This is a genomic window from Marseilla massiliensis, assembly GCF_016899955.1.
Taxonomy (GTDB): Bacteria; Bacteroidota; Bacteroidia; order Bacteroidales; family Bacteroidaceae; genus Prevotella; species Prevotella intestinigallinarum.
On record NZ_JACJJL010000022.1, the window covers coordinates 1 to 13,653 of the forward strand.

General features: G+C 60.8%; 7 protein-coding genes. 4 read left to right on the plus strand and 3 right to left on the minus strand.

The features are described from left to right. Window positions 1-143: 143 nt before the first annotated feature. The 3 genes from H6B30_RS11995 to H6B30_RS12005 form a co-directional block, all read right to left on the minus strand. On the minus strand, window positions 144-1,517 hold the full coding sequence (locus tag H6B30_RS11995; protein WP_205110886.1) for a cytidylate kinase family protein: 1,374 nt from the start codon (window positions 1,515-1,517) through the stop codon (window positions 144-146). A gap of 487 nt (window positions 1,518-2,004) precedes the next feature. Continuing rightward, window positions 2,005-2,499, minus strand: coding sequence for a leucine-rich repeat protein (locus H6B30_RS12000; RefSeq protein ID WP_338088990.1), 495 nt, complete (start codon window positions 2,497-2,499; stop codon window positions 2,005-2,007). Continuing rightward, window positions 2,391-3,131 (minus strand): leucine-rich repeat protein, encoded by a 741-nt coding sequence (locus H6B30_RS12005; RefSeq protein WP_205110889.1) that lies wholly within the window; start codon window positions 3,129-3,131, stop codon window positions 2,391-2,393. Before H6B30_RS12005 ends, H6B30_RS12000 begins: the two co-directional genes overlap by 109 nt. Window positions 3,132-3,733: 602 nt before the next feature. On the opposite strand from H6B30_RS12005, the gene gpmI reads away from it, so the two are divergent. From gpmI to H6B30_RS12025, 4 genes are all read left to right on the plus strand, one after another. Next, window positions 3,734-5,257 carry a 2,3-bisphosphoglycerate-independent phosphoglycerate mutase gene (gene gpmI / locus H6B30_RS12010; protein WP_205110891.1) on the plus strand — a complete coding sequence of 508 codons (1,524 nt, stop codon included), beginning with the start codon at window positions 3,734-3,736 and terminating at the stop codon, window positions 5,255-5,257. A gap of 357 nt (window positions 5,258-5,614) precedes the next feature. Beyond that, window positions 5,615-8,197, plus strand: coding sequence for an RHS repeat domain-containing protein (locus H6B30_RS12015; RefSeq protein ID WP_205110893.1), 2,583 nt, complete (start codon window positions 5,615-5,617; stop codon window positions 8,195-8,197). A gap of 206 nt (window positions 8,198-8,403) precedes the next feature. Next, window positions 8,404-11,541 (plus strand): rhamnogalacturonan endolyase family protein, encoded by a 3,138-nt coding sequence (locus H6B30_RS12020; RefSeq protein WP_205110895.1) that lies wholly within the window; start codon window positions 8,404-8,406, stop codon window positions 11,539-11,541. A 214-nt stretch (window positions 11,542-11,755) separates the two neighbouring features. Then, window positions 11,756-13,615, plus strand: a complete 1,860-nt coding sequence (locus tag H6B30_RS12025; RefSeq protein WP_205110897.1) for a T9SS type A sorting domain-containing protein — start codon at window positions 11,756-11,758, stop codon at window positions 13,613-13,615. Window positions 13,616-13,653: the final 38 nt, after the last annotated feature.

Sequence of the window (13,653 nt, forward strand, 5' to 3'; positions counted from 1 at the left end):
GGCGGGGGCCATCGGCGCGCTGCCGCGGGGGCCGTTTTGCAGTGCGATGCGGGCCGTTTCGCGGTGTGATGCGGGCCGTTTCGCGGTGTGATGCGGGCCGTTTTGCAACCCCAAACGCCGCTTGCCGTCCAACGCCCTGTGCGTCAGCGTGCTGGCCCGGTGGCGGCTGCGGCCTTGCGCGAGCGCACCACCGCCCCGATGATGGTGGCCACCGTCCCCTCAATGCCCATGCGGTCGGTGTTCACCATCAGGTCGTAGGCAGCCGGCGAGGCCCACCTCACCCCCGTGTAGTGGCGGCAGTGGATGGCCCGCCCGCTGTTCACCCGCGCGGCCTTGCGCGCGGCCTCGTCGGTGCCTATGCCCAGCTGCCGGGCCACGCGCCGTGCGGCCTCGCCGGCGCCCGAGCCCACAAACACCCTGACCACGTGGGGGTCGTCGCGCAGAATCCAGTTGGCCAGCCGCCCCACAATCACGCATTCGCCCTTGTGGGCCAGGCTCCTGATGGTGCGGCTCTGGCTCACGAAGATGGCGTCGTCCTTCGACGGGTTCATAGAGCGCGGTATGCCGCTGTCGGCAGCCACCATCTCCCACAGCCTCGCGGCCGAAATGTTCTGTTCGCTGCGCTCCACAAACTCGGGCGCATAGCCCATCTGCCTCGCCGTGATGTCTATCAGCTGGCGGTCGTAGCAGGGCCATCCCAGCCTCCGGGCCACCTCCTCGCCCACGGCGTCGCCCCCGCTGCCGTAAGTGCGGGCAATGGTCACCACGGTGTGGCCGCCCCAATAGTCGGGCGAGGGCGCCGCGCCGGCCTGCTGCCTGTGGGCCCCGGGTATGAGCAGGGCGTCGAGCCACGCTATGTGGGGTGAGAACACGCGCACCATCATGCCCACGTAAAACATGGATATGAGCGTGCCCGGGCCCACCATGGCCCAGTCCCACCGCCCGAAGAACACGAGCATGAACACCGAGCCCACGGCCACGAGCAGCGTGTCGGTGCATATCTTCACCCTGCTGAAGTCGCGGCCGCTAAACTTGGCGATGGCCAGCGGGAAGCCTTCGCCTGCCAGCATGAGCGAGTCGCAGCGCACCTCGAGGGCTATGCCGAAGGCCAGCACCGCGCCGCCCAGCAGCAGCTCGGCCAGCCGCAGAGGCAGGCCAATGGCCGGGGGCAAGTCGAAGGGCACCTGCATGAAGCTCGTCAGCAACATGGTGAGGTCGGTGTAGAAGCCGAAGAGCAGCGACACGCCTATCTGCAGCCACTGCCTCCGCTCGAAGTCGCGGCGCAGCAGGGCCACCTGCGCCGTGATGAAGAACACGTGCATCAGCATGGTGAGCTGCCCCATGGTGAGCCCCATGCCCGGCACGAGCGACAGCACGTAGGGCGGCGCCGATATGGGCGACGACCCGAGGTTGGCCCTTATCGACAGCGACGTGCCGAAGGCTATTACAAAAAGTATCACCACAAACGCGGCGTAACGCCGCGCCCACTCCTGCCTGCTCCTTTTCCTTGTTTCCATTTTCCCATGTAATTTTATCCGGCTTTTGCCGCCTAAGATTCGGCAACGGCGGCAAAGCAGCTGCAAAATTACTCAAAAGAAGGCACTTGCATTGTTGTTTTGCATTGTGTTTAAACAAGTTTAAACATCAGGGGCGGCCAGCGCCGGCGGCTGTGTTGGCGCGGCCTCACCCCGATTGCGGGTAGCACAGGCAGTCTGGCCTGCCGCGCCCATCATTTCGCCTGGGCCAAAAGCCGGCCCGCCGTGCCGATGCTTGGGCAATGGCTGTGCCTGCAGCTTGTTTGCCCGGCACGGCGACCACATCGCCTCGAGGCAGAGTACTATGGTAGGTGCATGCCTATTTGTTATGTGGAATATAAAGCTCTGCTGCCTGTTCTTGGCCGTGTGTGTCAGCGGCGGTTGCGGCCGAGGTGGCGTGGCCCATGGCAATGCCGCCAAACCATGGCGCATACGTGCCGCATGTTATTCAGCGTTGCCCACGCTGGCCTTATTTTACAGTGAGCTTGGCCGACAAGCCCCTTGCCTTCAGGATGTAAGTCCCGGTTGGCAGCTTGGCCGTGCCGTTGCCGCCGCAATACTGCTTCACGCCCCCGGCAGAATAAATCTCGGCCGTCTCGCCATGCTCCAGGCCGCTTATCTCGATGCCCCCGTCCACGCTGTGTGCCTCAGCCCCGGTTTGCCGGTTGGCGCCGATGGCCGATGGCTCCATTTCAACGATGTTGCTGAACTGTCCCCAGCCGGGCGCCAGCCAGTAGTCCGAGTAAGTGCCTTTGGGCACATAGAGAATGCAGCTGCCCGTAGGCACATTGTAGAACACGCCTCCGTTGAGCCCTTCGGTGGTTTGTGGCGGTGTCATGCTGTGGCACGTGATGCTCAGCAAATGCTCGCAGCTTTCAAACGCGCTGCCCTCAACCTTCTCCAAAGATTGCGGCAGTGTGATTTCGTAGAGGTTGTCGCAACAGCTGAAAGCCTTGCCTCCAATGGTCTTGACGCCTTCAGGCACGGTGTATTTTTTGCCTTCATGTTTGGGTATGATAGCAGTGTGGTCATGGCATTGTCGTACAGCACCCCGTCGGGCGAGGCAAAGTTCTTGTTGTTTTCAGACACAACAAACTCTCTCATGCGGTCGCATGTGTTTATGGAATGGCCATACGCGTTCTGCGGGTTGACAAATGCTTCATATGAAAAGCTGACGAGCTGGTCGCCGATGACAATCTTCTCGAGATTGTATGCTTCATAGAATGCCTGGTTCTTCACATACAGCAGCGAGTTTGGCAGTACCAGGGTGCGCACCTCGCAGTTGCTGAAGTTGCCGTTTCTTACGGTGTTGTTTTCTGTGTATGTCGACGTTCCGAAGCTTCCGCTGGCCAGAATCGTGGCATCCGACAGGTCGAGCGTCTCCAGGTTGTCCATGTTCCTTATGTCATAAAGGTCGGTCCCGTTGATGTAGCCCGATATTGTCAGAGACTTGATTTGGTCAAACTTTGATTTCTCTATTTTCGATTCAAGTGTTCCGGCTTCGTCAAGGTGCACCCTGACATCTTGCGCGCATACGCTTGCCGCCGTGGCCACCAGGAGCAGGCCCGCGCCGAGTAGTCTTTTGTGTTTAGTCATAATGATAATCGAATGTTTATTGGTTTGATTCGGAATGAAGTTTGTTTTCGGGTTCATGTCAACGCTGCAAAAATACAGAAAATATCCGGCATGTATACTTGGCGCTCATTTTGAAGCGCTGGCGTTTATTGTTTTTTAACGTTGCTTCCGGCCCGTTGCCCTTCCATAGGCTTGTGCAAGTGCAATTGGCCTTGCCCGCCGGTTGTGTGGCTGTTGCCAGAGGCGCGCCCCGCCAGCGTTGCCCCGGCTGCAGTTTGGCCTTGGCCCGCGTCCATGGCCTGCCGCGCCATCGGGTCGGGCAGGGCCGGGCAGGCTGCTGTCAGCCAGTCGTTTGGGTGCTGTCTCTGGCTGTGCCACCTGTCGGCATGGGCCTCACGCCCAACGCGGCCATGCCTCATCGCAGGTGGCCGCGGCCGTCGGCGTGGCGTGCCGTAATGTGGGCCGCGGCCGGAAAAGGCCCCTTGGCGGCGGTGGCGAAAGCAGCCCTGGGCCAGTCAAAACAGTTTATTAACTCTTAATTCTTCATTAATTTTTGCCTACTTGGCGCGAAAGTTGTAACTTTGCGGGCAAAAGATTGATATTAATATATAAGGAATAAGACTATGGCAAAGAAAGCACTGCTGATGATCCTCGACGGATGGGGCATCGGCAAACACGGCGAGGGTGACGTGATCTATAACACCCCGACTCCATACCTCGACTATCTTACGGCCGTGAGCGCCCACTCGCAGCTCCAGGCCTCGGGCGAAGACGTTGGCCTGCCCGACGGACAGATGGGCAACTCTGAGGTGGGCCACCTCAACATAGGCGCCGGCCGCATAGTATACCAGGACCTCGTGAAGATCAACCGCGCCTGCAAGGACGGCTCGATAATGCAGAATCCCGAGATTGTCAGCGCGTACACATACGCCAAGGACAACGGCAAGAAGCTCCACCTGATGGGCCTCACCTCCAACGGAGGCGTGCACTCGTCGCTCGACCACCTGTACAAGCTCATCGAGATTGCCCGCGAATACGGCCTGGAGCAGACCTACGTGCACTGCTTCATGGACGGCCGCGACACCGACCCGAAGAGTGGCGTGGGCTTCATCCGCGACCTGCAGGCACACTGCCAGGCCAACGGCGCCCACATAGCCGGCATCGTGGGCCGCTTCTACGCCATGGACCGCGACAAGCGCTGGGCCCGCGTGAAGGAGGCCTACGACCTGCTCGTGGAGGGCAAGGGCAAGCAGTCGGCCGACATGGTCAAGGCCATGGAGGAGAGCTACGCCGAGGGCGTGACCGACGAGTTTGTGAAGCCGATATGCAACTCGGCCGTCGACGGCACCATACAGGAAGGCGACGTGGTGATATTCTTCAACTTCCGCAACGACCGCGCCAAGGAGCTCACCCAGGTGCTCACCCAGCAGGACATGCCCGACGAGGGGATGCACACCATCAAGGGGCTGCAGTACTACTGCATGACGCCCTACGACGCATCGTTCACCGGCGTGCACATACTCTTCCCCAAGGAGAATGTGGAGGACACTCTGGGCGAGTATCTCAGCAAGCAGGGCAAGCGCCAGCTCCACACGGCCGAGACGGAGAAGTATGCCCACGTGACGTTCTTCTTCAACGGAGGCCGCGAGAAGCCTTTCGAGGGCGAAGACCGAATACTCGTGCCCTCGCCCAAGGTGGCCACATACGACCTCAAGCCCGAGATGAGCGCCTACGAGGTGAAGGACAGGCTCGTGGGAGCCATCGCCACGCAGCAGTACGACTTCATCGTGGTGAACTTCGCCAACGGCGACATGGTGGGCCACACCGGCGTGTACAACGCCATAGCCAAGGCCGTGCACGCCGTAGACAACTGTGTGCGCGAGGTGATTGAGGCTGCCAAGGCCAACGGCTACGAGGCCATCATCATTGCCGACCACGGCAACGCCGACAACGCCATCAACGCCGACGGCACGCCCAACACGGCCCACTCGCTCAACCCCGTGCCCTTCATCTACGTGACCGACAACAATAGCGCCACCGTGAAAAACGGCCGCCTGGCCGACGTGGCACCGTCGATACTGCACATCATGGGCCTGGAGCAGCCTGCCGACATGACCGGAGAGAACCTCATCTCGGACAACCGATAGGCGTTTGGTCCTGCCGGATGGTTTTTAATGATATTTCATCAGCCGCCACGGTGCCGCCTTCATGGCCCGTGGCGGCTGTGTTTGTGTGCGCTCCCAGGCTGTAGCCGGCCCCACGTGGGGTGGTAGGATGGGCTGAATGGGCATTTGATATGTTAGTCAATAATACGTATTTATACGACGATAGTTCGGTATTATTGGTTGATTTTACACTTGATTAAGCTTTTTTGCCCTTATTGCATCGTTTGCCTTGATTTAAGTCAAGTATTTCGCGGGAGTGTAATAAATATTGAATACTTTTAAAGTTACTGTTGTTTTTATTCGCTATATTGCGTGGCGAAACTCTAAAACCGATGGATTATGGTAAAACATTTTCTTTATTCCTCGCTCGCAGCTCTGGCGTTTTCCTTTGCTGTAGACGCAACCGCCCAGACGGCATACGTAGGACTGGCTTCCACGCCGTCGTCTTCAAGCAACCTGGGCAACGAAGGACGCATAGTGTCTTTCGACGTCAACAACCTGGCAGAACTCACTGGTGAGTATTGCAAGATGCCGACCTACACCGACGGGATGTATATCTCGGCCGACTACTACATCAAGGCAGGCGCCTCGGTGGGCGATAAATATTACGCTTACGTGGTCTCGGATGGCGACGACGAGGCCTCGAGCTTCTTCGGGACGCTGAATTTCGAGACCAACGAGATAGGCAAGATAACCGAAGGCCCGATAGCCACCAAGGTGTCCGACATGACCTATGACGCCACCACCGAGACGATGTATGCCGTGAATCCCGGTTCCGACGGCACCGAGGTCTATACGGTCAACCTGTCAGACGGTTCGCTCAAGCAGGCATTCACGCTCGACGGCGTGTCTGTGGTAGCCATAGCTGCCGACGGCAAGGGCACGCTCTATGGCGTGATCAACAACGAGGTGGATGGCGGCCTCTTCAATGTGAGCGTCGACCTTTCGCTCTGCACCATCGACCCGGCATCCGGCACATTCAACGAGACGCGCGACATCTCGTCGGAGTCGGGGCTGCTCTCGGGAGTGATGGCCAGCACCATGGACTATTACGACGGCAAGCTGTACCTGATTTACAGCACGGGGTCGAGCAAGATTGTGGCCTTCGACCCTGCCTCGGAGGCAGAGATACCCGAGGCGGTGAAGTGCCCCGTGACCTCGAGGCTGGGCGGACTGACGTTCATCAAGTCTACCGAGGGCGGTCAGGTGGAAGAGCCCACCAAGCCCGAAGACACAGGCCTGCGCGCCACATGCGTCGAGGTGTATGGCGACGCCATGGGCATCTCGGGCGACAACGTGTCGAAGCGCACAATCACATACTACGACCGCTACAACAACCCCGTGCGCAGCGCACAGTACGGAATGTTCACCGCCCTGGGCGGAAAGAGCTCATGGCAGATAATGTACTATACCAAGTATGACTACAACGACGCCCACCAGCTGGTAAGCAAGCATTCGGAGTTCATCCAGATGGACAGCGAGGCGCAGGGAGACTTCCACTACAAGTCGAACAACGACACCGTCAACTATGAGTACGACGCCGAGGGCAGGCTCGCCAAGGAGACCACCCTGGCCGATGGCTCATACATCGCCTACGAATACGACGGTGCCGGCCAGCTCGTGAAGAAGACCACGTCGAAGCCCGACCGCTTCATGAACAACGGCGGCGAGCCCCTCATCTCGACAGAGACATACTCAGACTTCGTGGGCTTCGACAAGCCGCAGACAATCGTCGGCGACGGTTTCTGGAGCTCGGACAAGTTCTGGACCGTGGTTGAATACGACTCCGAGAACCACAAGGTGAAGGCAACCAAGTATGATGACGCCGAGAAGACCGCGGCCTCCGAGGTTGAGCGCTGGACATGGCGCAACGACTCCATCGTGCAATACGACCGCGCCTACGTCTACGACGGCGAGGAGTCGCCCAACAACCGCATTGTCTACGAGTGTGTCGATGGCGACCCGTACCGTGTGCGCGAGGTGGCTTACATGAACGTGGGCGGCAATTGGCGCCCCAACGGCCTGCCCACCGTGACGTATTATACGCAGATGGTTCCCGACTATGTGGTCGAGGGAGTGACCGTAACCCCTGTTGAGGAAGGGCTCAACACGGCAGTGGTAAGCTTCGACGCGCCCTTGTTTGCAGTTGCCGACGGCGTGGTGTCGTTCGACATTTACCGTGAAGGCAACCTCATTGGCACCGTCGGGATGGACGAGGCTACCTACGACGAGTCTTCCGGCAAGGCCGTCATAAGCTTCACCGACAACGAAGTGCCCAACGGAACCTATGATTATTGGGTGCAGACAGTGGTGAAGACCGAGTCGACGGGCGACAGCGTGGCTTACAACGTGAGCGACCTCACCGACCACACCTACTTCATTGAGCTGCCGGCCGTAGAGGGCCTGAAGGCCGAATACGTCGACAGGTCGGACGGTTACGACAAGGTGCACTTCACATGGCAGGCACCCGAGGCCCGCAACGAGGCCCTGCGCTTCCGCTATGACAACATCTATGTGGTTGGGCGCGGCCAGGCCAATGCCGGGCAAAGCGGCATAGTGCCCATCACCGACAACATGTATGACATATACTTCGCCGACAACGTGCAAGACATCTACGTCGAGAGCGTCTACCACTTCGGCCGCGTATGCTCCGACACCATATCGGTTGACGTGAGCACCCTCGGCACTCAGTCTATCGACGGCGTGCCCGCTGCAGCCGGCAACGGCAAGGTGACCGTGGGCGCAGGCCGCATAGCCATCGACGGCGTGGCATCGTCAGTGGCCATTTACACCGCTGCCGGAGCCCTCGAGGCTTCCTACAACAACGTGAGCAGCGTAGACCTGGCCCACTTGCAGGCAGGCGTTTACGTGGCGCTGGTATATGTTGATGGCGAGGTGGTTGCCGTCAAGTTCAGCAAGTAATCGCAATTGGTATTTGGATTGGTTAGGGAGTGCGCCGCTGCCAGGGCCTCCGCGCCAGGCGGCCGCACTCCCTTTTCTGTCTTCAAGCCATCGTCCGGCGGGCGGCGCCAGCCCCCGGCAAGCGTGCGGCCAGTGGGTGCCGCTGCCTGCCGGGGCCTGACGCCTAACCGCAGAAAGCATCAAATACAACCTAAAAAAACCATTTTATGAACAGGATATATCTTATTTGCGTGCTGTTAGTGGCCTCCTTGCTCGGCGCATCGGCAGCCGGCGACACGGGCATCATTACCCTTTACGGGATGCAGAATTACACAGTGACGTCAATTTCTCCCAACGGCAAGTGGGCGGCAGGCTATTTCACCGACAGCGGAGGCGCCCAGCATGCATTCAGGTGGAACCTTTCCACCGACCGCTGCGAGCTGCTCACGGGCAGCACGGAGGTGTCAAACGCCTTTGGCGTGTCTGACGACGGCATCGTGTCGGGCTGCTATCCCGATGACAGATACACGTCGAACGGAGCCACCGTCACCACCTGCGGCTACTACTCAGGCGGGCGGTGGCGCGCGCTGGAGCCCATCAGCGGCTTCGGTGCCGCCACTCACACCGAGTATGACGGCCAGGCCTACTGCGTGTCGGAAGGCGCCCACCTCATCGGGGGAGGCATTTACGACGCCAACGGCAAGTGGAAGGCCACCGTGTGGAAAGACGGCAAGGTGCACAAGGTGCTCGAAGGCACCGAGGGATGCGTCTACGACATCTCGGCCGACGGCACCAAGGCGGCCGGATGGGCATACAAGCCCGGCGGCAAGTCGTCGAGGCTGGCTGTGCTTTGGGACATAGAGACAGGGGCAGCCACCTATCTCAACGAGACCGGAAGCCCCTTCCACGTGGCCCAGAAGTTTTCGTCCGACGGCAAGCACCTGCTCCATGACACAGGCATCTACAACGTAGAGACAGGCGAGAACACCGACATCGGCTCATTGTCGACGATGCCTTATTCGCTGCAATACATGTGTATGGACGACAATCTCACCGTCTACGCCTACGAGCAGGACATGATGACTTACACATCCTACGGCTCTGTTTACACCGGCGGCAAGTTTGTGAAGCTCGACACCTACCTCGCTGAAAAGGGAGTAGACCTGAGCAACCTGCCCGTGGTGTCGGCCCTCACCGTCACCGCAACGTCGGCCGACGGCAAGGTGCTTGCCATCTCAACCATGGACAAGAACAGGACAGAGCACCCCGTGGTGGTGCTTCTCGACCAGAACGTCGGCAACCGCGAGCCTGTGGGGCTGGCCGTGGCTCAGCTCGACGGCCTGATGGGCACCAGGCTCTCGTGGCAGAAGCCGCTGGGAGCCACCTCTGAGCCCACGGGCTACAACGTATACCGCGACGGAATCAAGCTGACGGCCCAGCCGCTGGCCGGCACCACGAGCTACATCGACACAGGCCTGGGCTCAGGCATGTACTCTTATGCCGTGACGGCCGTATATGGCACGGCAGAGTCGGCCAAGTCTGAAGCGGCCTCGCTGTGGCTTTCGGAGCCCACACCGTCGGCCCCACGCATGCTGACAGGCCGCCAGAAGGGCTTCAACAGCGTCTCCATCATGTGGTCAAGGCCCGCCACCAACCTCGTGTCGAAGGGGTATTACGACACCGAGGCCGACCTGCTGGGCTTTGGCGGCGGAGCCAATTCGTTTGAGTTTGCCATCAAGTACGACAAGGCCGAGATGGGCGCATACGGCGGCTACACCATCAGTAAGGTGGCGTTTGTGCCGCGTACCGCCCAGAAGGCGTGGGAACTGAAAATATATGACGGCGGCAAGCTTGTATGTTCGCAGCCCATCACCCAGCAGCTTGACTACGGCGTAGAGAACATTGTGGCGCTCGACAAGCCCGTGGCTGTGTCGTCGCTCACCGGCGACGTGATGTGCGCAATAGCCGTCACGGTAGACGACAGCCAGGCCAACACCAACGTCGTGGGCATGGACCAGGGCAATTGCGTGCCCGGCTACAGCGACTTGGTGCACCTGTCCACCGAGTCTGGCTTCTACTCGCTGTCCGACTCGTCGAAGGCCAACGGCTATCAGTTCGACATATCCTTCGCCCTTAGCATGGTGCTGAGCAAGGAAGGCGACACTGCCGGCATCGACGATGTGAAGCAGTACAGTGTGTATGCCGACGGCGCCTTGGTGGGCACGTCGACCACAACGTCGTATGTAGACCGCGGAGTGGCCGACGGCCACTATATATATACTGTCAAGGCTGAGTATGCCGACGGGCGTGTGTCGCAAGGCCCGGGCGTCAGTGTCGACGTGTCGGCCGACAAGAGCAGGCTCAAGCCCGTCGACAACGTCGATTGCTGGGGCGACAACCGCACCGTGGCCTTCAGCTGGCAGGAGCCCAAGGACGACGACGAGCAGGCCGTGGGCTACTGCGGCGAGGAGCCGGCCCAGGCCGTCGAAGGCACCAGCGCCACCGTTTATGGCTACCGTGCCCGCGTGGTTTACCCTGCCGAGAAGCTGAAGGGACTGGACGGCTACGTCATCAGGCAGTTGCGCTACTACCCGATGAACAGCGCCATCTTCACGTTCATGATTTACAAAGACGGCGAGCTGCTGGCCACTGTCGAGCCCGATGAGCCTGTATACAAGCGGTGGAACACCGTCGACCTGGAGGAGCCGATAGTCATCGACGCCAATTCCGAGTACACGCTCGACCTCGACTGCTTCGACGGACTGAAAGACCAGGGCCCGCTGGCCATCGACCTGCTGCCGCAGATGTATGGCTTCGGCGACCTCGTTTCGCTCGACGACGGTGTGTCGTATGCCAGCCTTTCAAGCTCAAACGGCACCGGCAACTGGATGATGGGCCTCGTCGTGGCCGACCCCGCTGCCGCCACGCTGCCCATCGAGGGCTACACCGTGCGCCTTGACGGCGAAGACGTGGCCACGCTCGGGGCTTCGGAAACGAGCTATGAGCACGACTTCGGCCTGTCTGCCGACGAGAACGCAGAGCGCTCCGTGGCCGTCGTGGTCGACTACGGCACCTACGGAAAGGTTGAGGGCAAGCCCAACGCGTTCACCCTCGGCGGCGTTGCCGATGGCATCGACGATGCTGTAGTGGCCGACCTCAGCGTTTACCCCAACCCGGCCACAGACTATGTGACCGTCGAGGGGGCCGGTGTGAGCAGCCTGGCTGCCTACAGTCTCGGCGGCGCCCTCATGGGCAAGGCCGACGGCAACCGCCTCGACGTGTCGTCATACGCTCCGGGCCTGTATATACTCAAGGTGAGCGCCGGTGGCGAAGAGCATACGGTCAAGCTCACCGTGGTGCGCTGACTCTGTCTGAGGGCATGCAGCGCCGGGTGCCCCGGGGGTTCCCGGCGCCTGCGGCCCGCATGGTGATGAAGGTGCCCGGCAGTGTCACAGTGCAGCCTGCCGCGGCGTCTTCTTTTGTTATAGGCGGCCGCCCGGCCCGTGCCGGATGGCCGCAGGGCCCCCGGGGCCATGCCAATAAAGCACATAACCCAGTCTTAACCAACCACTATTAGCAATGAAGAAACTTATGCTCTCGCTCTGCCTGTCGCTTGCCTGCGCGGCCGCGGCCATGGCAGACACCTATTTGGGATATACCAACACCCACTTCGAGCGCACTGGAGGGGTGCGACTCGGAAACTCAGAGAAGCAGGGCCTTGCCATAAAACTGACCAGCGAGAAGCTCGACCGGCTGCGTGGCAAGCGCGTGCTCGGCGTACGCGCCGTGTTCGGAACGAGCAACATGGACGGCCTTGAGTTCTTTGTCGCCACGAGCCTCGACGGCGAGCCGCTTTACAGCCAGGCCTTCGGCGGAGGCTCACCGTCGTGGAAGGAGTTCCGTTTCGACACGCCGGTCGACATAGGCGACGCCGACGAGCTCTACGTTGGCTACACCCTCACCTGCATGCAGTCGTACAAGCCGCTCCAGTTTGACGGCTCCAAGGGCCTTTCCGGCCGCTCCTTCTATTACACCGGCTCGGGATGGCTCGACTGCCAGGGCAATGGCGCCGACCTCGGATGCCCAAACATACAGGTCATTGTCGACGATGCCGACTTCACCGACATCACCCTCAAAGACCTCTCGGCCGGGGGCTACTATGTGGCGGGGCAGACTTACGGCCACGGCGGCCAGGTGCTCAACTTCGGCACTGTGCCCATTGGCAGCTTCGACGTGAGCTTCAGCATTGGCGGCGGCGAGCCGCTGGTGCGCTCTTTCACCGGGCTGGACATAGCCCCGGGCCAGACGTTCGACTTCGACCTGGGCGAATATGCGGCAGGCGAGGCCGGCAACCTTGACTTCGAGCTTAGCGTCACGGCGGTCAACGGTGCCGCCACCGATGCCGACCCGGCCGACAACTCGGTGGCACAGACCGTCTACGTATATCCGGCCGGCATGCGCCACAGCCTGTTGCTTGAGGGATTCACGGGGCAGATGTGCGACAACTGCCCCGCAGGCCACCAGGCCATAGCCGAGGCCCTTGCCTCCTACGGCGGCGACGTGGTCGAGGTGTTCCACCACGTTGGCTTCACGCCCGACGACTTCACCATGGCCGAAGAGTCGTTCTACCTCAATTTCTTCAGCGGGCAGCAAGGCTTCGCACCATCGTTCATGGTCAACCGCATGACGGCCACGGGCAACCAGGCCCCGGCCCAGTCGCCCACAGTGGGCAGCGTCATAGCCACGCTCATGCAGGCAGCCTCGGTGCAGCCCTATGTCAGCGTGGAGGTAAACACCGACTACGATGAGGCCAGGCGCCACGTCAAGGGCAGCGTCGACGTGTTCACCCACGTCATGCCCGACGCCGACACCGTGATGGTGTCGCTCTTCGTCGTGCAAGACTCCATCTTGACATACCAGGTGAACGGCGGCAGCGCCTATGCCCACCGCTATGCCTACCGCGGCAGCCTCTACGGACAGGTGGGCGTGCGCGCCGACTTGGCTGAGGGCGCCACGGTGTCGCTGCCTGTCGACTATGTGCTTCCCGACGCCATACAGTCTACCTACAGCGGCACGCTCATACCCACCGACCCCGACAGGATGTACCTCGTGGCCATTGTAAGCCGCTATCTCATCGCCCCCGACGGCACCTACGACTGCCCTGTATACAATGCGGCCATGGTGCCGATGTGCGCCGACAACCACACCGCAGGCATTGGCGGCGTGGCCTCGGCCCCAGACCTGGCCCCGGTGGTGGCGGTCGACGGCGGTCGTGTCAGCGTGTCGGGCGATTGCAGCCGTGCCGAAGTGTTCGACTCGGCCGGCCGCCTGGTGCGCTCGGGCAGCGGCGGCTCCGTGTTCAGCCTGCCGCGCGGGCTCTACGTGGTGCGCGCCTCGGGCTGTGGCGGCTCCGTTGTGCGCAAGGTCGCCGTCAGGTGAGCTGCCCCTCGGCCTGCCATGCAAATGTATAAACAGAA

Excerpts from the sequence above, each read along its gene's own strand:
- H6B30_RS12025 (WP_205110897.1), top strand. The coding sequence starts at position 11,756 with ATGAAGAAACTTATGCTCTCGCTCTGCCTGTCGCTTGCCTGCGCGGCC.
- H6B30_RS12015 (WP_205110893.1), top strand. The coding sequence starts at position 5,615 with ATGGTAAAACATTTTCTTTATTCCTCGCTCGCAGCTCTGGCGTTTTCC.
- gpmI (WP_205110891.1), top strand. The coding sequence starts at position 3,734 with ATGGCAAAGAAAGCACTGCTGATGATCCTCGACGGATGGGGCATCGGC.
- H6B30_RS11995 (WP_205110886.1), bottom strand. The coding sequence starts at position 1,517 with ATGGAAACAAGGAAAAGGAGCAGGCAGGAGTGGGCGCGGCGTTACGCC.
- H6B30_RS12005 (WP_205110889.1), bottom strand. The coding sequence starts at position 3,131 with ATGACTAAACACAAAAGACTACTCGGCGCGGGCCTGCTCCTGGTGGCC.
- H6B30_RS12020 (WP_205110895.1), top strand. The coding sequence starts at position 8,404 with ATGAACAGGATATATCTTATTTGCGTGCTGTTAGTGGCCTCCTTGCTC.